Source organism: Saccharothrix texasensis (assembly GCF_003752005.1).
GTDB lineage: Bacteria > Actinomycetota > Actinomycetes > Mycobacteriales > Pseudonocardiaceae > Actinosynnema > Actinosynnema texasense.
The window spans coordinates 6,957,237-6,975,946 of the sequence record NZ_RJKM01000001.1 but is presented as its reverse complement, the minus strand read 5'-3'; the positions used below and the strand labels follow the sequence as shown (position 1 = coordinate 6,975,946).

At 71.3% G+C, this 18,710-nt stretch carries 18 protein-coding genes; 1 reads left to right on the top strand and 17 read right to left on the bottom strand.

The window, feature by feature from the left end:
- Window positions 1-38: 38 nt before the first annotated feature.
- The 12 genes from EDD40_RS31255 to EDD40_RS31200 all read right to left on the bottom strand — a co-directional run bounded on the left by EDD40_RS31255 (window position 39) and on the right by EDD40_RS31200 (window position 10,799).
- The gene (locus tag EDD40_RS31255; RefSeq protein WP_033437765.1) at window positions 39-323 is read right to left on the bottom strand and encodes a YggT family protein; all 285 of its coding nucleotides are present in this window, start codon (window positions 321-323) and stop codon (window positions 39-41) included.
- Window positions 324-343: 20 nt separating this feature from the next.
- Window positions 344-961 carry a cell division protein SepF gene (locus tag EDD40_RS31250; RefSeq protein WP_123746114.1) on the bottom strand — a complete coding sequence of 206 codons (618 nt, stop codon included), beginning with the start codon at window positions 959-961 and terminating at the stop codon, window positions 344-346.
- Window positions 962-1,032: 71 nt separating this feature from the next.
- Entirely contained in the window at window positions 1,033-1,731 is a 699-nt protein-coding gene (locus tag EDD40_RS31245) for a YggS family pyridoxal phosphate-dependent enzyme (protein ID WP_123746113.1), read from the bottom strand.
- Window positions 1,728-2,432, bottom strand: a complete 705-nt coding sequence (pgeF, locus tag EDD40_RS31240) for a peptidoglycan editing factor PgeF (protein WP_123746112.1) — start codon at window positions 2,430-2,432, stop codon at window positions 1,728-1,730. The genes EDD40_RS31245 and pgeF overlap by 4 nt, the downstream gene beginning before the upstream one ends.
- A gap of 251 nt (window positions 2,433-2,683) precedes the next feature.
- A complete protein-coding gene (gene ftsZ / locus EDD40_RS31235; protein WP_123746111.1) occupies window positions 2,684-4,015 on the bottom strand; it encodes a cell division protein FtsZ in 1,332 nt (443 codons plus the stop codon).
- 208 nt (window positions 4,016-4,223) lie between these two features.
- Window positions 4,224-4,736, bottom strand: a complete 513-nt coding sequence (locus EDD40_RS31230) for a DinB family protein (protein WP_123746110.1) — start codon at window positions 4,734-4,736, stop codon at window positions 4,224-4,226.
- 103 nt (window positions 4,737-4,839) lie between these two features.
- On the bottom strand, window positions 4,840-5,601 hold the full coding sequence (locus tag EDD40_RS31225) for a cell division protein FtsQ/DivIB (RefSeq protein WP_123746109.1): 762 nt from the start codon (window positions 5,599-5,601) through the stop codon (window positions 4,840-4,842).
- A gap of 60 nt (window positions 5,602-5,661) precedes the next feature.
- A complete protein-coding gene (murC, locus tag EDD40_RS31220; protein WP_123746108.1) occupies window positions 5,662-7,059 on the bottom strand; it encodes a UDP-N-acetylmuramate--L-alanine ligase in 1,398 nt (465 codons plus the stop codon).
- Window positions 7,056-8,159: an undecaprenyldiphospho-muramoylpentapeptide beta-N-acetylglucosaminyltransferase gene (murG, locus tag EDD40_RS31215; RefSeq protein ID WP_246037936.1), complete on the bottom strand. Its 1,104-nt coding sequence runs from the start codon at window positions 8,157-8,159 to the stop codon at window positions 7,056-7,058. The genes murC and murG overlap by 4 nt, the downstream gene beginning before the upstream one ends.
- A 40-nt stretch (window positions 8,160-8,199) precedes the next feature.
- Complete coding sequence (ftsW, locus tag EDD40_RS31210; protein WP_123746106.1) at window positions 8,200-9,645, bottom strand: putative lipid II flippase FtsW; 1,446 nt, start codon at window positions 9,643-9,645, stop codon at window positions 8,200-8,202.
- A gap of 61 nt (window positions 9,646-9,706) precedes the next feature.
- Window positions 9,707-9,934, bottom strand: a complete 228-nt coding sequence (locus tag EDD40_RS31205) for a DUF397 domain-containing protein (RefSeq protein ID WP_123746105.1) — start codon at window positions 9,932-9,934, stop codon at window positions 9,707-9,709.
- A 19-nt stretch (window positions 9,935-9,953) separates the two neighbouring features.
- Entirely contained in the window at window positions 9,954-10,799 is an 846-nt protein-coding gene (locus tag EDD40_RS31200) for a helix-turn-helix domain-containing protein (protein WP_123746104.1), read from the bottom strand.
- Window positions 10,800-10,902: 103 nt separating this feature from the next.
- Here EDD40_RS31200 and EDD40_RS31195 point away from each other — a divergent pair, with 103 nt between their 5' ends.
- Window positions 10,903-11,211 carry a hypothetical protein gene (locus EDD40_RS31195; RefSeq protein WP_148088958.1) on the top strand — a complete coding sequence of 103 codons (309 nt, stop codon included), beginning with the start codon at window positions 10,903-10,905 and terminating at the stop codon, window positions 11,209-11,211.
- Here EDD40_RS31195 and murD read toward each other — a convergent pair.
- From murD to EDD40_RS31170, 5 genes are all read right to left on the bottom strand, one after another.
- Window positions 11,199-12,563 carry a UDP-N-acetylmuramoyl-L-alanine--D-glutamate ligase gene (murD, locus tag EDD40_RS31190; protein WP_123746102.1) on the bottom strand — a complete coding sequence of 455 codons (1,365 nt, stop codon included), beginning with the start codon at window positions 12,561-12,563 and terminating at the stop codon, window positions 11,199-11,201. The genes EDD40_RS31195 and murD overlap by 13 nt on opposite strands.
- 2 nt (window positions 12,564-12,565) lie before the next feature.
- Complete coding sequence (gene mraY, locus EDD40_RS31185; RefSeq protein ID WP_123746101.1) at window positions 12,566-13,654, bottom strand: phospho-N-acetylmuramoyl-pentapeptide-transferase; 1,089 nt, start codon at window positions 13,652-13,654, stop codon at window positions 12,566-12,568.
- Entirely contained in the window at window positions 13,651-15,111 is a 1,461-nt protein-coding gene (locus EDD40_RS31180) for a UDP-N-acetylmuramoyl-tripeptide--D-alanyl-D-alanine ligase (RefSeq protein WP_123746100.1), read from the bottom strand. Before EDD40_RS31180 ends, mraY begins: the two co-directional genes overlap by 4 nt.
- Window positions 15,108-16,637, bottom strand: a complete 1,530-nt coding sequence (locus EDD40_RS31175; RefSeq protein ID WP_170185252.1) for a UDP-N-acetylmuramoyl-L-alanyl-D-glutamate--2,6-diaminopimelate ligase — start codon at window positions 16,635-16,637, stop codon at window positions 15,108-15,110. The genes EDD40_RS31180 and EDD40_RS31175 overlap by 4 nt, the downstream gene beginning before the upstream one ends.
- Before the next feature lie 114 nt (window positions 16,638-16,751).
- A complete protein-coding gene (locus tag EDD40_RS31170) occupies window positions 16,752-18,662 on the bottom strand; it encodes a peptidoglycan D,D-transpeptidase FtsI family protein (protein ID WP_123746098.1) in 1,911 nt (636 codons plus the stop codon).
- Between the last annotated feature and the right edge of the window lie 48 nt (window positions 18,663-18,710).

The window sequence follows — 18,710 nt, the reverse complement described above, 5'->3', positions numbered from 1 at the left end:
CCTCACGCACTCCTGGGCTGTGGACATCCCTGGTCCCCTCACCTGGGATCGGCTACTCGCATCAGAATGATAACGACCAGCAACAGCACAATAATGGACAAGTCCAGTCCGATGCCGCCGATCCGCACGGTCGGGATGATCCGACGCAGCAAGCGGACCGGGGGATCGGTCACGGTGTAGACGGTCTCAAGCGCCACCGCCACCCCGCCCGCAGGCCGCCATCCCCTGGCGAAACTACGGACGAGTTCCACGACGACACGCGCCGTGAGCAGTAGCCAGAACGAGAACAACACGTAGTAGACCACGAGCCAGAGGGCATCCACATCGTCAACTGTGCCACCACTCAGCCCTGGCTGAGGAACCCGCCCTCCGCGAGTCGCCTCCGGTCCTCCGCGGTGACGTCGATGTTGGGGGGTGAGAGAAGGAACACCTTGTTCGTGACCTTGTCGATCGAGCCGCGCAGCGCGAACGCCAACCCGGCCGCGAAGTCGACCAGCCGCTTGGCGTCCGCGTCGTTCATGTCGGTGAGGTTCATGATCACCGGCGTGCCGTCGCGGTAGTGCTCCCCGATCGTCCGCGCCTCGTTGTAGCTGCGGGGGTGCAGCGTGGTGATGCGGGCGAGCGGGTTGCCCGCGGGCTCCGGGGCGGGCCGCAGCCTGCCGACGGGCTCGCGCTGCGGCTCCACGGCCAGCGCGCCGTGCGTGTCCGGGCTCCACGTCCGCCGCGGGCGGGCGCCGCGGTCGGGCTCGTAGTCGTCCGCTTCGTCCAGCTCGGCCCGGTAGCCGTTGAACGAGCGGCGACGCGCCGTGCGCTGCTCGGGGTACGCCTCGTACTCTTCCGGGTCGGCGTACTCGGACCGGTAGTCCGCGTAGCGCCGGTCGTCCTCGTAGGCGGCCGGGTCGTCGGCGTACTCGGCGGGAACCATCCCGAAGTAGGCCTTCAGCTTGTGAAACCCGCTCATGGCTCGAGCCCTTCCTCCGCCGAAATCCCCACCCGCAAGGACGTCGCGGCCGTCCCAGAGGTTCCAGACAGTTACGGCGAGGCTAGTCTCCGGCTGCCCAGCAACGCTGTTCCGACACGCACGCACGTGGATCCGTGCGCTATCGCATCCTCCAGGTCACCGCTCATCCCCGCCGAGATCACGGTGGCATCGGGATGATCGACCCGCAAGCGGGTTACCGCTTCGTATAGAGCGGCAAACGCCTGCTGTGGAGACATCCCAAGGGGTGCGACGGTCATCACACCTCGGAAAATAAGTTCACCCGAACGTGCTACGTGGTCGGCCAGTCGCGGAAGGTCACCGATGGGGTGGCCGCCGCGGGCGACGTCCCCGTCGATGCTCACCTGGAGGAGCACCTCGGTGGGTTCGGTGGCGGCCTTGGCGACGGCGTCGGCGAGCCGGACCGAGTCGACCGTGTCGATCCGGTCGGCCCAGCGGAGGACGGACCTGGCCTTGTTCCGCTGGAGCGAGCCGACCATGTGCCACGTCGCCGGCGCGCCCGGCCGCAGCTCGGCGAACTCGGCGGTCTTGCGGCTCGCCTCCTGGTCGCGGTTCTCGGCGAAGGCGGTGAGGCCGAGGTCGCTGAGGATGGCCACGTCCTCGGCCGGGAACGTCTTGGTGACGGCCAGCAACTCGACCTCATCGGGTGATCTTCCGGCGGCCGCGCACGCCTTGGCGATGCGTTCCCGGACCTCCGCCAGCGACAGGGCCAGCTCCTCGCGCCGGTTCACGGCTCCATCCAGACGACGCCCGCGAGCCGTCCCGTCCCGGGGTCGCGACGGTGGCTGAACAGGGACTTCTCCTCCACCGTGCAGCGCGGGTCGACGCCGATCCGGCCGACGCCCGCGTCGGCGAGCTGCTGCCAGAGGCCGGCGCGCAGGTCGAGGGAGGGCTTGCCGGACCGGGTCTTGGCGGCGCTGCCGGGCAGGTGCTTCTCGACGTCGTCGCGCATCGCCGCGGGCACCTCGTAGCACTGGCCGCAGACGGCCGGGCCGAGCAGGACCTCGATCCCGTCCTTGCGGGCGCCCAGCTCGACCATGCGGTCCAGGGTCGCCGTGACGACGCCGACCCGTGCGCCGACCCGTCCGGCGTGGACGGCGGCGACCACACCGGCCTCGGGGTCGCCGAGCAGCACCGGCACGCAGTCGGCGGTCAGCACGACCAGCCCGAGCCGTTCCCGCGTCGTGACCACGGCGTCCGTGGCCTCCAGCGGCTCGCTCACCGGCCCGTCGACGACCCCGACCGTCCGGCCGTGCACCTGCTCCATCCAGACCAGCCGGTCCGGGCTGAGCCCGATGCCCTCGGCCAGCCGCTTCCGGTTGGCCTCGACGGCCGCCGGGTCGTCACCGACGTGGTCGCCGAGGTTGAAGGAGTCGTAGGGGGGTTTCGACACGCCGCCTTCGCGGGTGGTCAGGACACGACGGATGCGCACCCCCCAAGCTTCCCAGACCCGAGAGTCCAACGTTCACGCCTCGTGAGTCCTACCTCCACGCGGCGAGAGTCCAACGTCCACGGCACGTGAGTCCAACGTTCAGGACACTTGAATTCAACGTTCAAGACCCCCGCGTCCGGTCCTCAGGCCGACTGGGCGGCGGCTGAGCGTTGAACTCGGGGGTCTTGAACGTTGGACTCACGACGCGTGAACGTTGGACTCTCGCGGCGTGAAGGTAGGACTCTCGGGGGTCAGCGACGCATGAAGGGCGGCACGTCGACCTCGTCGTCGGGGTCGTCCGTCACCGGCACGGCCCGGTTCGGCAACGACCCGCTGGTGTTCCCCGGCACGCCCGGCGACAGCGACCTCGGCATGGTCGGCTGCGGCGCGGCGTACGGGGACTGGCCGTTGCCCTGGCCGGGCTGCGGCTGCTGCGGCACGGTCGGCCGAGGCACGACCGGCTGCTCCACCTGCTGCACGGGCTGGGGCTGGTGCTGCACGGGCTGCGGTTGCTGGACCTGCGGCACCGGCTGGGGCTGCGGGGTGTGGGTCACCTGACCCGCGGTGGCCGAGGCCACGGGTGTGCCACGCGGCGGGCTGGACAGAGCCTGGGGCTCCAGCTTCTTGTGCGTCGGCCCGCCACTGTCAAAACCCGCCGCGATCACCGTCACCCGGACCTCGTCACCGAGCGAGTCGTCGATGACCGTGCCGAAGATGATGTTCGCGTCGGGGTGCGCGGCTTCCTGCACCAGCGAAGCCGACTCGTTGATCTCGAACAGGCCGAGGTCGCTGCCACCGGCGATCGAGAGCAGCACGCCGTGCGCGCCCTCCATCGAGGCTTCCAGCAACGGCGAGTTGATCGCCTTCTGGGCGGCTTGGACCGCCCGGCCCTCGCCTCGGGCGGAGCCGATGCCCATCAACGCGCTGCCCGCGCCGGACATGACCGACTTGACGTCGGCGAAGTCCAGGTTGATCAGACCGGGCGTGGTGATCAGGTCGGTGATGCCCTGGACACCGGACAGCAGCACCTCGTCCGCGGAGCGGAACGCGTCCATCAGCGAGACGCCGATGTCGCCGAGCTGCAGCAGCCGGTCGTTCGGGATCACGATGAGGGTGTCGCACTCGTTGCGCAGCGCCTGGATGCCCTCTTCGGCCTGCTTGGCGCGGCGCTTGCCCTCGAACGAGAACGGTCGCGTGACCACACCGATGGTCAGCGCGCCGAGCTTGCGGGCGATCGAGGCGACGACGGGCGCGCCACCGGTGCCCGTGCCACCGCCTTCGCCGGCGGTCACGAACACCATGTCCGCGCCCTTGAGGACTTCTTCGATCTCTTCGCGGTGGTCTTCGGCGGCCTTGTGGCCGACTTCGGGGTTGGCGCCTGCACCGAGGCCGCGGGTGAGTTCGCGGCCGATGTCGAGCTTCACGTCGGCATCCGACATGAGCAGCGCCTGGGCGTCGGTGTTCACCGCGATGAACTCGACGCCCTTGAGCCCGACCTCGATCATGCGGTTGACGGCGTTGACACCGCCACCGCCGATGCCGACGACCTTTATCACCGCGAGGTAGTTGTGCGGGGGCGTCATCGGTCCGCCTTCCTGATCGTGTCCGTGCTCATGTGCTGGAGTGGATGACCACCGGTGTCACAGCCCGGACGGATCTCCACCCGGATTGAAACTCTCAACCAGAGGTTCAGAGTTATGTCAACCCCGTATGTTCCTGCTGGACGTTATGCATCGCGAATGCCTCGGTCCAGCAGCCACGCCGTGTTGTGTCCTGACCGGGTGAGCGGTCCTACTCGCCGGTCATCCCGTCGAGCAGTTCACGCACCACGTCCAGGTGTCCCGCGTGCCGACCCGTTTCCTCGATCATGTGGATCAGCACCCAGCGCGCGGAAAGCCGATCGTCCCCGCGGAACGCCACCTCGTGGTCGAGGTCGAGGTCCGCGATGAGTTCCCGACTCACCGTGCACTGCTCAGCGTAGTCGGCGATCAATCCCGAGATCGTCTCCCCCGGCTCGACGCGCCAATCGGCGTCCGGGTCCTCCCGGGTGTATGGCGCGCGCGAGGGCCGTCCGGACAGTGCCACCTCGAACCAGAAGTGCTCGACCCACCGCAGGTGCTTGACGATGCCCGCGGCCGTGTTGAGCTGCGAGGGGAGCACCGGGCGCGCGGCGTCCTCGGTGGACAGCCCGGCGCACTTGAACTCGATCGTGCCGCGCAGGAAGTCGAGGAAACCGGTGAGCAGGGCGCGTTCGTCGCCGGTGTGCGGAAGTTGGATCCGGTTGTCCACCGGCGTCTGCGTCATGCCCGAAGTATCACTGCGGGACCACGTCGGGACGATCGACTTTCGCGGATGCGCCGTGTGGCGGGTTTCACCGCCGCACGAGGTTTGCGAGACGCCGTCGCTTTTACGAGACGGTGGGCAACTCGGGGCTGGACACGTCGAACACGGTGCCCTTGCGGGTCATCAGGACGTCCAGCACTGCGGCCTTGCGCGGGGTGTCGGCGGGCGAGCCCCAGCGGGCTTCGCGGTCGCCGCTGAGCATCAGCCGGATGTCCAGGGGTGAATCCGCGGTGACGCTCAGCACGTCCTCGCGCAACGCCTCGGGCACCCGGGTGAGCACGGACACCGCCGCCGCGACCGCGTCCGGCGACACCTTCAGCTCCGGCAGGCCGTCCGGCGGCTGCACGACGGTCGCGTAGTCCTTGCCGGTCACGTCGACCAGGTGCGCGCCCTCGGGCGCGACGACCACCGCGACCGGTTCCCGCTCGTCCACGGTGAGCCGCACGGTGCCCGGCACGACCCGCTCGACCTCCACACCGGCGACGCGCGGCAGCTCGCGGACCCGGGCGGCGACCGCGTCGACGTCCAGCCGCACCAGCGGCGTGCCGGGCTCGATCGCGGCGGCGGTGCGGACCTCGTCGACGGTGAGGTCGGCGATGCCGAGCACCTCCACCTCGCGGACGCCGAGCGCGGGGGTGAACCAGACCGTGCAGACGACGACGGTCACCACGAACATCGCGAGGACCGCGCCGAGCCGGCGGCGGACCACCTTGCGCCGGTACCGGTCGGCCCGCGTCGGACGTCGGGTCGGGCGTCGGCGCGCCGCCGGCCGGGACCCCGGGCCACCCAGGGCGCCCGGGCGACGACGCGCCGCCTGTGTGCTCATGTCACGCCTCGCCGGCGCTCGTCGCGGCGAGGACGCCGGGTGTTCCGCTCGCGAGCCCGCTCATGCCCGGTCCAGCTCGCCGACGATCTCCGGCCCCAGCATGGTCACGTCGCCCGCGCCCATGGTCACCACCACGTCGCCCTCGGCGACCATGCTCGCGACCAGCGCGGGCACCCGGTCGAACGACGGCTCGTAGACGACCTCGCCGACGTTCAACGGCACCAGGCCCGACACCAGCGCGCCGGTGACGCCGGGCTCCGGTTCCTCCCGCGCGCCGTAGACGTCGAGCACGACGACGCGGTCGGCCGTGCCGAGCGCGGCGGCGAACTCCTCGGCGAACAGCCTGGTCCGCGAGTACAGGTGCGGTTGGAACACCACGACCAGCTTCCCGTCGCCCGCGACGGGCCGGGCGGCGGCGATCTGGGCGGCGACCTCGGTGGGGTGGTGGGCGTAGTCGTCGTAGACCCGCACGCCCCCGGCCTGGCCCTTGAACTCGAACCGCCGCCGGACGCCGCCGAACGCGGCCAGCCCGGCCAGCACGCCTCGGCGGTCCGCGCCGAGTTCCAGCGCCGCGACCAGGGCGGCGATGGCGTTGCCGGCCATGTGCTCGCCCGGCACGGCCACGCGCACGTCGACGACCTCGCCGTCCAGCTCGACCGCGGCGATGCCGCCGGAGTCGGCGGGCCGGTAGTCGACCAGGCGGGCGGAGCCGTCGCCGGTGGCCGTGCGGCCGTACGTCCGGACCCGGATGCCGAGCTTCGCGGCCCGTTCGGCCAACGCCGCCGAGCCGGGGTCGTCCGCGCACGCGATCAGCACGCCGCCGGGCTGGACGCGTTCCAGGAACGAGTCGAACACCGCCACGTACGCCTCGACGGTGCCGTGGTGGTCGAGGTGGTCGGCCTCGACGTTGGTCACCACCGCGACCGACGGCGAGAAGAACAGGAACGAGCCGTCGCTCTCGTCGGCCTCGGCGACGAACACGCCGCCGGTGCCCTGGTGGGCGTTCGCGCCGGACTCGTTGAGGTCGCCGCCGATGGCGAACGACGGGTCCATCCGGCAGTGCTGCAACGCGACCGTGAGCATGGACGTGGTGGACGTCTTGCCGTGCGTGCCGGCCACGCAGGCCACCCGGTGGTCGAGCATCAGCGCGGCCAGCGCCTCGGCCCGCCGCAGCACGACGGCGCCGCGGGCGCGGGCCTCCACCAGCTCCGGGTTGTCCTCGCGGATCGCGGTGGACACCACGACCGCCGTGGGCCCGGCGGGCAGTTGGTCGAGGTTCGCGCCGGCGTGGCCGACGGCGATCGCCGCGCCCTGCGCGCGCAGCGCGAGCACGGTGCGCGAGTCCTTGGCGTCCGAGCCGGACACCTGCGCGCCCCGGGCGAGCAGGATCCGGGCGATGCCGCTCATGCCCGCCCCGCCGATGCCGACGAGGTGCACGCGGTCCAGGACGTCGCTCACTTCTCGATCACCTCGAGCACGATGCGGGCCAGCACCTCGTCCGCCTCGCGGTGGCCGGTGCTCAGCGTGGCCGTGGTCATCGCGGCCAGCCGGTTGCGGTCGGCGACCAGCGGGACCACGTTCGCCGTGATCCACTCCGGCGTCAGCTGCTCGTCGGGCACCAGCAGGCCGCCGCCGGCGGCGACCACGGGCCCCGCGTTGAGCGACTGCTCGCCGTTGCCGATGGGCAGCGGCACGAACACGGCGGGCAGTCCCACGGCGGACACCTCGGCCACCGTCATCGCGCCGGACCGGCACAGCACCGCGTCCGCCGCCGCGTAGGCGAGGTCCATGCGGTCCAGGTACGGCACCGGCACGTACGGCGGCGCGCCCGGCACCGACTGCACCGCGACCGTGTTCTTGGGCCCGTGCGCGTGCAGCACGCCGATACCGGCCTGCGCGAACGCGGACGCGGCGCCGGACACCGCGTTGTTGATCGACCGGGCGCCCTGCGAGCCGCCGAACACCAGCAGCGTCGGCGCGGTCGGGTGCAGCCCGAAGTGGGCGCGGGCCTGTTGGCGCAGCTCGGCGCGCTTGAGGGAGGTGATCGAGTAGCGCAGCGGGATGCCGATGATCTCGGCGTCGGTCAGGCCCGAGTCGGGCACCGCGGCGGCGACCCGGGCGGCGAACTTCGCGCCGACCTTGTTGGCCAGGCCCGCCTTGGCGTTGGCCTCGTGCACGACGATCGGCACCCGGCCGCGCGCGGCGAGGTAGGCGGGCAGCGCCACGTAGCCGCCGAAGCCCACCACGACGTCGGCGCGGACCCGTTCCAGCACCTCACGGGTGTGCTTCACGGCGCCACGCACCCGCAGCGGCAGCTTGAGCAGGTCCGGCGTCGGCTTGCGCGGCATGGGCACCGGCGGGATCAGCTCCAGCGGGTAGCCGCGAGCGGGCACGAGTCTGCTCTCCAGGCCACGCTCTGTGCCGAGCGCGACGACCCGCGCGTCGGGCCGAAGCCGCATGACCGCGTCGGCCAGGGCCAGGGCTGGCTCGATGTGCCCGGCGGTGCCGCCTCCGGCGACCACCACGCACGGTCCGGCCTGCTGGGGAACCCCGGTCACGCATTTCCTCCTCGCGTCGGTGTACCGCTGTCCGGTACCGCTAACGCCCGTCACGCCGCCTGGACCGCGCGTCCCGGTCCTGGCCGGCCTTTCGGGATTCGCGACGACGGTACTCCGACGGCGGAGCGTGACGGCCGGCCATCCTCCGCTCGTCCACGGGCGGCGGGGCGGCCTTGCGGCCGCGGGGTGGCGGCGACGGCCGCACGGGACGCCGCTTCGGCGGCGGCTTGTAGACCACGGGCGCGGGCAGCTTCAGCACGCCGCCGACCCGGCCTGGTCCGAGGGACCGCAACGCCGAGACCGCTTCCGGCTCGTGCCGCGCGCAGTTGGCGAGGATGCCGAACACGAACATCGTCGTGACGACCGACGTGCCGCCGGAGGAGATCATCGGCAAGGTGATGCCGGTGACCGGCAGCAACCGCACGACGTAGCCGATGTTGATCGCGGCCTGCGCGACCAGCCACACCGTCAGCGTCGCCGACACCATGCGGATCCACGGGTCGGTGTTGCGCGCCGCGATCCGCAGGCCGACCACCGCGAGCAGGGCGAACAGGCCGAGGACCAGGACGCAGCCGATGAAGCCCAGCTCCTCGCCGATGACGGCGAAGATGAAGTCGCTGTGCACATTCGGCAGGTAGCGCCACTTGGAGCTGCCGTTGGTGAGGCCCTTGCCGAAGAACCCGCCCTCCGCCAGCGCGTACATCGCCTGCAACGCCTGGAGGCCGGAGCCCTGCGGGTCCGCCTCCGGGTTCAGGAAGGTCTGCACGCGTTCCAGCCGGTAGTCCGCGCCGAGCGCGAGCACCAGCGCGCCGGTGACCGCGCCGATCGCGATGATCCCGAAGATCCGCGCGGGCGCGCCGACGAACCACAGCAGGCTGATCAGCACGACACCGAGCGTGATCGTGCCGCCGAGGTCGGGTTGCAGCATCACCAGGGCGAACACCAGCATCGCCACCGGCACGACCGGGACCAGCAGGTGCCGGTACTGGTCGAGCAGGGCGCGCTTGGTCACCAGGACGTGCGCGCCCCACAGGGCGAGGGCAAGCTTCGCCGGTTCGATCGGCTGGAACGAGGCCGGTCCGACCTTGAACCAGGACTGCGCGCCGAAGTCCGTCGTCCCCAGCGGGGTGAGGACCAGGACCAGGAGGATCACGCAGACGAGCATCGCCATCGTGCTGCCGTGCCGGATCGTGCGCAGCGGCACGCGCAGGACGACCAGGAAGACGACCGCGCCGACGCACACGTACAGCAGCTGCTTCTTGAACACGCTGTAGGCCGACGCGCCGACCGCCACCTCGCCCGGCGCGGACGCGGACAGCACCATGATCAGGCCGAGCACGGTCAGCACGCCGAAGATCGCGAGCAGCAGGTGGAAGTCCGCCAGCGGACGACCCAGCCAAGCGGTCAACGACGTCCGCACCGCGCGCTTGGCGCGCGGCGCCCTGGGCGGTCGCTCCCCCACCGGCTTCCGGTCCACCGCAGTCATGCGCCCATCGTCTCCCGCGCGAGCCGGTGAGACGTGACCATCGCCCGCGTGTCAGCGAGATTCATCCCCGCTTGACACCGGCCAGGAAGAGCGCCATGGCCCGGCCGTCGAACTCCAGGACCGGTCCGGAGGTGTTCTTGCTGTCCCGGACCCGGAACGCGTCAGCCGAAACGGCCACCTCGACGCAGTTGCCCGCGCCGTTGCTACGGCTGCTCTTGCGCCATATGGCCACCTCGACGCAGTTGCCCGTGCCGTTGCTGAGGCTGCCCTTGCGCCACTCCGACCACATCGCGTTCTCCTCGGCCGAGCTAGAGGTCTCCGATCGCCCGCCTGATCAGCGCAACCGACTCCTGTGGGTCGAGGGCCGTGGCTCGCAGGTGATCCATCACCAGGCTATACCGCTCGACCTCGGTGGCTTCGTCCAAATACAGGCCACCGGTCAGGTTGTCGATGTAGATGACGCTCGGGAAGTCCACGAACTTGAGCATGGTGAAGGCAGTTCCCATCGCCATGTGTTGTCCTTTGCCGAATGGCAGAACCTGCAAGGTCACATTAGGCAGCTCAGCCAGCTTGAGCAGGTGGACGAGCTGCTCCTCCTGCACATCCCGACCGCCGACCGACCGCCGGAGGGCCGCCTCGTCGAGGATCGCCCACACGGCGAGCGAGCCGTCCTCGACCCGGCGCTGGCGGGTTTGGCGCAATTCGACTCGCTTGTGGAGCACGTCGTCGGTCGCGTCCGGCGTTCGCGCGCGCATGACCCACCGGGCGTAGGCCGGGGTTTGGAACAGGCCCGGGATGAGGTCGATCTCGAAGGTGTCGATGGCGACCGCTTCGGACTCCAGGACCACGTACTCGGAGAACCAGTCGAACAGGACATCGCCGTACACGTGCCACCAGCCGCGCTTCTTCGCGACCTTGGCCAACCGCAGCAACCAGGCGGTCTTCCCGGCATCGGCCCCGTAGAGATCGGCCAGCGCCCGGGTGTCTACTATGGACACACCGGTGTACGCGGACTCGATGCGGCTGATCTTCGACTTCGAGTAACCCAGGTTCTCGACCACGTCGTCGAAGTCGAGCCCTGCCTCTTCGCGGAGTTGGGTCAGCGCGCTCGCCAGGACGCGCCGCCGGACTCCCGGGCCTTGGTTCTGCGGCATGGTGCGACATTAGCGGGAATCAGGGCTACTGATCGGGTGAACTTCTGCGGATATGCAGATTGCCGTGTTGCACCACAGGCCGATGAGGTGCACCTTTGCCCGCATGACCTCCGCTGCGCTTGCTCGCGCCCACCACCTGCTGAACCAGGACATGCTCGGCTACCTGGACACCGTCGAGCTGCTGACCACCGAGCACGACACCGACGACCAGACCGTGCTCGCGGTCGCGCGCACCGAAGTCCCGCGCCTGGTGGCCGCCCTGCGCGCGACCCTGACCACCCACAAGGCCGACACCGCCGGCCGGTGCCTCACCTGCTGCACGACCTGGCCGTGCGCCGTGATCGACGCCGCCCACGCCTACCTGAAGGACCCGGACAGCATCTACTCGATCCACTCGACCTACCCGGCCTGACCGACCAAGCCCAGCACGGCATCGGCGAACGACTGCCCCCGGTGGGCGTAGTCGGTGAACATGTCCATCGACGCGGCAGCCGGGGCGAGCACCACGGCGTCCCCCGGCTTCGCCAGCGAACGGGCCTCGCGCACGGCGTCGGCCATGGAACCGTCGTCCAGCACCACCACGGGCACGGACGGCGCGTGCCGGGCCAACGCCGACGCGATCACCTCGCGGTCCGCGCCGATCAGCACCGCCCCGCGCAGCCGGTGGGCCTCGTCACGCACCAGCTCGTCCACCGACGCGCCCTTGAGCAGCCCACCGGCCACCCACACCACGCTGTCGTGCGACCGCAACGACGCCGCCGCCGCGTGGGGGTTGGTGGCCTTCGAGTCGTTGACGTAGGCGACGCCGTCGACCGTCGTCACCAGCACGGCCCGGTGCGCCCCGGGCTTGAAGTCGCGCAACCCGCGCGCCACCGCGTCGGCGGGCACGCCGTGCGCACGGGCCAGGGCCGCCGCCGCCAACGCGTCCGCGATGCCGGGCGGCCCGCCGGGGTGGACGTCGGCGACGGGCAGCAGCACCTCGTCGGCCTGCCCGAACGCCCGGTCGACCAACTGGCCGTCGTGGACGCCGAGCTGGCCCTCTTCCGGCGACCCGAGGGTGAACCCGACGTGCGCCGCGGCCGGGGACGAGGCCAGCAGGTCGGCCACCACGGGGTCGTCCACCCCGCCCACGGCGACCTCGCCGGTCAGCACACCGGCCTTCGCCGACGCGTACGCCTCGAACGTGCCGTGCCAGTCGAGGTGGTCCTCGGCCAGGTTCAGCAGCACCCCGGCGAACGGCCGCACGGACGGCGACCAGTGCAGCTGGAAGCTCGACAGCTCCACCGCCAGCACCCGCCGACCGGCCAGCAGGGCGTCCACCACGGGCAGGCCGACGTTGCCGCACGCCACGGCGTCGATGCCGGCCGCACGCAGGATCGACTCCAGCATCCCGACCGTGGTGGTCTTGCCGTTCGTCCCGGTCACGGCCAGCCACGTCGGCGGGTCGGCCAGCTCCAGGCCCATCCGCCAGGCCAGCTCGACCTCGCCGATCACCTCGATGCCCGCCGCCGTCGCCGCCTCCAGCAACGGGCTGGACGGACGCCACCCCGGGCTGGTGACGACCAGGTCGGTCCCGTCGGGTGGCGTGACCAGGCCGGGTGTCAGCGCCACACCGGGCAGCAGCTGCTCCAGCGCCGCGAGGCGGTCGGCCGAGCCGTCGGTCACGGTGACGACGGCGTCGGCCGCCAGCAACGCCTCCGCCGCCGACCGGCCGGTCACGCCGGCGCCGGCCACGAGCACGTGACGACCTGCGAGGAAGCCCATCGTCAGCTCTCGACCGCGGTCAGCCACTCGCTGTAGAACAGGCCGAGCCCGAGCATGCAGCACATGCCCGCGAGCAGCCAGAACCTGATGATCACCGTGGTTTCCGCCCACCCGGCGAGTTCGAAGTGGTGGTGGAACGGCGCCATGCGGAACAACCGCCGTCGTGACGTGCGGAAGACCGCGACCTGCAGCACCACCGACAAGGCCTCGACCACGAACAGGCCGCCGATGACGACCATCAGCAGCTCGGTGCGGGTGGCGATGGACAGGCCGGCGACGAGGCCGCCCAGCGCGAGCGAGCCCGTGTCACCCATGAAGATCTTGGCGGGCGCGGCGTTCCACCACAGGAAGCCGATGCAGCCGGCCATCGCGGCGGCGGCGACCAGCGCCAGGTCCAGCGGGTCGCGCACGTCGTAGCAGCCGGCCACGAGCAGGTTCGAGCAGTTGTAGCGGAACTGCCAGAAGCTGATCACCACGTAGGTGCCGAGCACCATCGCGGACGTGCCGCCGGCCAGGCCGTCCAGGCCGTCGGTCAGGTTCACCGCGTTCGACCAGGCGCTGATCGCGGCGTAGCAGAACACCACGAAGCCGACGACGCCGAACGACACCACGCTGATGTCGCGCACGAACGACAGGTTCACCGAGGCCGGCGTGTACCCGTCCCGGTTCGGGAACTGGATTACCAGCACGGCGAAGATGATCGTGGCGACGAACTGGCCGACCAGCTTCGCGGTCTTGTTCAGGCCCAGGTTGCGCTGCTTGCGGATCTTGATGAAGTCGTCCAGGAAGCCGACCACGCCCAGCGACGTGGTCAGCATCAGCACCAGCAGGCCGGACGCGCTCGGCGTCTGGTCCTGCGCGGACGCCGACATGGAGTTCACCAGGTGCGCGCCGAGGTAGCCCGCCCACATCGCGACCAGGATCGCGACGCCACCCATGGTGGGCGTGCCGCGCTTGGTCTTGTGGCTCTGCGGGCCCTCTTCGCGGATCTCCTGGCCGAAACCCTGCCGGGAGAAGATCTTGATCAGGTAGGGCGTCAGCATGATCGACGTGATCAGGGCGATGGCCGCCGCGATCAGGATGCTCTTCACTTGCTGCCCGCCTCCAGGAGAGCCTCGGCAACCCGCCACAGGCCGTATGAGTTGGATGCCTTCACCAGGACGACGTCACCGGGCCGCACCTGGTCGCGCAGCAGCTCGACGGCCGCCGTCACGTCGGGCACCAAAATCGCTTCTTCGCCCCAAGATCCTTCCAGGTGCGCCCCTTGGTGCATCGCGCGGGCGTCCTGACCGACCACGACCAGCTTGTTGATGTCCAAGCGGACCGCGAGCCTGCCGATCTCGTCGTGCGCGCGGATCGAGTCCGCGCCCAGTTCGGCCATCGGCCCCAGCACCGCCCAGCTGCGGCGGGCGGGCGTGGCGGACCGGGAGATGGTGGCGAGCGACTTGAGCGCCGCGCGCACCGACTCCGGGTTGGCGTTGTACGCGTCGTTGACGACCGTCACACCGTCGGGACGTTCGGAGACCGCCATGCGGTGCGCGGACACCCGTGCCGCGGCGCCGAGGCTCTCCGCGACCTGCGCCGGGGTCGCGCCCAGCTCGATGGCGATGGCGGCGGCGGTCAGGGCGTTGCCGACCTGGTGCGGCCCGTGCACGGCGAGGCGGACGTCCGCCTCGCCGACCGGCGTGACCAGGGTGAAGCGGGCGCGTGCCTGCTCGTCCAGCTCGACGCCCTTCGCGCGGACCTGCGCGGACGGGTTCTCGCCGACGAGGACGACCTTGGCCTTCGTGCGGCCGGCCATGCCCGCGACCAGGGGGTCGTCGGCGTTGAGGATCGCGATGCCGTCCTCGGGCAGCGCCTCGACCAGCTCGCCCTTGGCCAGGGCGATGTTCTCCCGGGAGCCGAACTCGCCGACGTGCGCGCTGCCGACGTTCAGCACCGCGCCGACGCGGGGCACGGCGACCCGGCACAGCTCGGCGATGTGGCCGATGCCGCGCGCGCTCAGCTCCAGGACGAGGAACCGGGTGTCCTCGTCGGCCCGCAACGCCGTCCAGGGGTGGCCCAGCTCGTTGTTGAACGACCCCGGCGGCGCGATGGTCGGGCCGAGCGGCGCCAGCACCTGGGCGATGAGGTCCTTGGTGGACGTCTTGCCGGACGACCCGGTGACGCCGACGACGGTCAGGTTCTCCAGCCGGTCCGTGACGTGCCGGGCCAGCTTGGCCAGGGCGGTCAGCACCGCCGCGCCCGCGCCGTCGGTGTCGCCGGACAGCACGTAGGCGTTGCCCTCGGCCCGGTCGACGGGCGGCGCGATGACCGCGGGCGCGTCGACCTCCCGGCCCGCGAGCACGCCGACCGCGCCCCGCTCGACGGCCTGGGCGGCGAAGTCGTGGCCGTCGACGCGCGCGCCGGGCAGCGCGAGGAACAGGCCGCCGGGGGTGATCTCACGGGTGTCGAACTCGACGCTGCCGGTGACCACCTCGGCGCCGGTGGCGTGGTGCAGCGTGCCGCCGACGACCTCGGCGATCTCGGCGAGGCTGAGCTGGATCACCGGGTGGCTCCTCTGATCGCGTCGGTCAGTGCGTCCACGTCGGAGAACGGCTGCACGACGCCCGCGACCTCCTGGCCGGTCTCGTGGCCCTTGCCCGCGACCACGACGACGTCGCCGGTGCGCGCGAGGGACACGGCGTGCTCGATGGCGCGGCGGCGGTCGCCGATCTCCACGACCTCGCCGCGCTCGGCGTCCGGCACGGCCAGCGCGCCGTGCAGCATCGCGGCCCGGATGCGCGCCGGGTCCTCCGTGCGCGGGTTGTCGTCGGTGACGATCAGGACGTCGCTGCGCCGCGCGGCTTCCTCGCCCATGAGCGGGCGCTTCGCCGTGTCGCGGTCGCCGCCGCAGCCCAGGACCGTGATGACGTGGCCGGTGGCGCGGGCGCGGACCGCCTGGAGCGCGAGGGCGACGGCGGCCGGCTTGTGCGAGTAGTCGACGACGGCGGTGAAGTCCTGGCCCTCGTCGACGCGCTGCATCCGGCCGGGCACCTGCACGGTGCGCAGGCCCTCGCGGACGGCGTCGAGCGGGATGCCCCGCACGTGCAGGCAGGCGATGGCCAGCAGGGCGTTGGCGACGTTGAAGTCGCCGGGCAGGCTCAGCTCGACGTCGAGCGTGACGCCGTCCGGGCCGTGCGCGGTGAACGTCTGCTCACCGGTGGCGGAGACGGTGACGTCGGTGGCCGTCCAGTCGGCGGGCTTCGTGGTCGCGACCGTGACGGTGGCGTCCTTGACCAGGCGCGGGCCCCACTCGCCGTCCACGCAGACCACCTCGGTGCGGGCCCGGCCGTCGAACAGCTCGGCCTTGGTCCGGAAGTAGTCCTCCATGTCCGGGTGGAAGTCCAGGTGGTCCTGGGAGAGGTTGGTGAACGCGCCGATCGCGAACCCCACACCGCCGACCCGGCCCAGGCGCAGGGCGTGGCTGGAGACCTCCATGGCCACGTCCGTGGTGCCGCACTCGACCATCACGGCCAGCAGGGCCTGCAGGTCGGGGGCCTCGGGGGTGGTGAGGGCGCTGTCGAGCCGGTTGCCCGCGACGCGCGTCTCGACCGTGCCGATGAGCCCGGTGGCGCGACCGGCGGCCCGCAGCGCCGACTCGATCATGTAGCTGGTGGTGGTCTTGCCGGAGGTGCCCGTCACCCCCCACACGGCGAGCTCGGTGGACGGGTCGCCGTACACGCCGGAGGCGAGCAGCCCGAGGACCGCCCGGGGGTCCGGGTGCACCAGCACGGGCACGCCGTGGACCTTCGCCGCTCCTTCCGCGTCGGTCAGCACGGCCACCGCGCCGTTCTCCACGGCTTGGGCGGCGAAGTCGGCGCCGTGCACCCGCGTGCCCGGCAGCGCGGCGAACAGGTCGCCGGGTCGCACGTGCTGGGCGCGCAAGGTCACGCCGCTGACCTGGACGTGCGCCCGGTCGGGGGCGGTCAGGTGAGCGTCGATGGTCGTGGCGAGCTCGGACACGGCAACGGGCTGGGTGCGGGAAGGGCGAGGCGGAGCGGTCGCGACCTTGCCCTCGAGCTTGGCAGGCACGCGCGGAAGGCTACCGGCGCACGGAGAGTGTTCGTCCGGCACGTCCACTCCGGACCGCCTTGCCGTCACCAAACCTGAATAGATTCCACGTAGTGCGAGGTCGAGCCGCTGCCCCTAGTGCACCAGCGGCACGATCGGGCTCTGCTCCGCCGACAGCGGGATCTGGTAGCGCTGCGCCAGGTACGACGCGATGTCGTGGAACAGCGGCGCGGCCGACTGGGGGCTCTGGGTGGGGTTGTCGAGCATGATGCCGACCACGAACCTGGGGTCGTCGGCGGGCAGGATGCCCGCGAACGTGATCCAGTACTGCGAACTGCTGTAGCAGCCGCACTTCGGGTCGATCTGCTGCGCCGTGCCCGTCTTGCCGCTGATCTGGTACCCCGGCAGCGCCGCCGGCGTGCCCGTGCCGCTCTGCAGCGCCGAGTCCGGCCCGGACGCCTTCTGCACCACCGCGCGGAACATGTCACGGACCGTGCGGGCCGTCTGCGGCGACACGACCTGCTCGGTCTCCGGCGGGCTCATCTCCTTGCGGCTGCCGTCGGCCGACACCTCGGCCCGCACGATGCGCGGCGCGATGCGCACGCCGTCGTTGGCGATCGCCTGGTACATCCCGGTCATCTGCAGCAACGTCATGTTCAGGCCCTGGCCGATCGGCAGGTTGCCGAACGTCGAACCGGACCACTGCTTCAACGGCGGCACGTACCCGGGCTCCTCGCCGGGCAGCCCCGACTGGGTCCGCTTGCCGAGCCCGAACTTGCGCAGCATGTCCGAGTACCGGTCCTGGCCGATCTTCTGCGCCGTCATCAGCGTGCCCACGTTGGACGACTTCGCGAACACGCCGGTGAACGTCATGTCCAGCAGGCCGTGGTCCCACCAGTCCCCGATCACCCGGTCGGCGACCTCGATGCTGCCGTCGACCCGCAGCACGCTGTCGGGCTGGTAGACGCCGTCCTCGACGGCCGTCGCCGCGGTCACCACCTTGTTCACCGACCCCGGCTCGAACACCGAGGTGACCGCGATGTTGCGCAGCTGGTCGTCGGTGGCCTTGCCGAAGTCGTTCGGGTCGAACGTCTTGTCGTTGGCCATCGCCAGGATCTCGCCGGTCCGGGAGTCCATCACCACCGCGGAACCGCTGCGCGCCGCCGTCCGGACCGTGTAGTCGGTGACCATGCGCTGCAACGCGTACTGCGTGTCCAGGTCCAGCGTCAGCTCGAGGCTCTTGCCGGGCGTGGCGGCGGCCAGCTCCTGCGACCGGTTCGGCCCCGGGATGACCACGTCGTCGTTGCCCTGCATGGTGTCCACGACCCGCAGCCCGTTGCGCCCGGCGAGCAGGTTGTCCCGCGCGTTCTCCAACCCGAGCAGGCCGTGCGTGGCGGGCGGCTCCGTATCCTTGCGCCAGTTCGCCGCGCCGATGATGTTCGAGGCCAGCTCGCCGTTCGGGTACACGCGCACGGCCCGCGCCTCGGAGCCGATGTCGTAGTACTTGTCCGTGATGACGGCGGCCTTGCCGGGGTCGACGTTGTCCACCAGCTCCACGTACGTGGTGTCCTGGGAGAGCTTCGCGAGCATGGTGTCGCGGTCGGTCTTCTGCCCGGCGACCTCCTTGCCCAGCGTCTGCTCGATGAACTCGGCGATGTCGGCGAGGCGGTCCTCGAAGGCGCCGATGTCCGGGTCGCTCTCCAGTGCCTTCGCCCACTCCAGGCGCATCCGCTGCGGCACGACGTAGAGCGCGCGCGCCTCCACGCTGAACGCCAGCTGGTTGCCGTTGCGGTCCAGGATCGAGCCGCGCGGCGCCAGGATCTCGATCTGCGTGGCGCGCTGCTGCTCGGCCTGCGCGGACAGCGCCTCCGCCTGGAAGCCCTGGACCTGCACGAGCTTCAGCCCGGCCAGGAGCAGCGCGCCCACCAGCAGCAACCGGCCGACCGTGAGCCGGACCCGGCTGTTGCCCCCGCGCCGCGCACGGGGAGCGGGTCCCCGGACGGACAACGGGCGTCGCACGGGTCTGCCCCGGCTGGGCCCCGGCATCACTGACCTCCTGGTACCGGCTGTTCCACTGGTTCGTCCGTGCTCCGC

Bases quoted from the DNA above. Each gene is read 5' to 3' on its own strand.
- EDD40_RS31250 (WP_123746114.1), bottom strand. From the start codon at position 961: ATGAGCGGGTTTCACAAGCTGAAGGCCTACTTCGGGATGGTTCCCGCC.
- ftsZ (WP_123746111.1), bottom strand. From the start codon at position 4,015: ATGACGCCCCCGCACAACTACCTCGCGGTGATAAAGGTCGTCGGCATC.
- EDD40_RS31230 (WP_123746110.1), bottom strand. From the start codon at position 4,736: ATGACGCAGACGCCGGTGGACAACCGGATCCAACTTCCGCACACCGGC.
- EDD40_RS31225 (WP_123746109.1), bottom strand. From the start codon at position 5,601: ATGAGCACACAGGCGGCGCGTCGTCGCCCGGGCGCCCTGGGTGGCCCG.
- ftsW (WP_123746106.1), bottom strand. From the start codon at position 9,645: ATGACTGCGGTGGACCGGAAGCCGGTGGGGGAGCGACCGCCCAGGGCG.
- EDD40_RS31205 (WP_123746105.1), bottom strand. From the start codon at position 9,934: ATGTGGTCGGAGTGGCGCAAGGGCAGCCTCAGCAACGGCACGGGCAAC.
- EDD40_RS31200 (WP_123746104.1), bottom strand. From the start codon at position 10,799: ATGCCGCAGAACCAAGGCCCGGGAGTCCGGCGGCGCGTCCTGGCGAGC.
- EDD40_RS31195 (WP_148088958.1), top strand. From the start codon at position 10,903: ATGACCTCCGCTGCGCTTGCTCGCGCCCACCACCTGCTGAACCAGGAC.
- murD (WP_123746102.1), bottom strand. From the start codon at position 12,563: ATGGGCTTCCTCGCAGGTCGTCACGTGCTCGTGGCCGGCGCCGGCGTG.
- EDD40_RS31170 (WP_123746098.1), bottom strand. From the start codon at position 18,662: ATGCCGGGGCCCAGCCGGGGCAGACCCGTGCGACGCCCGTTGTCCGTC.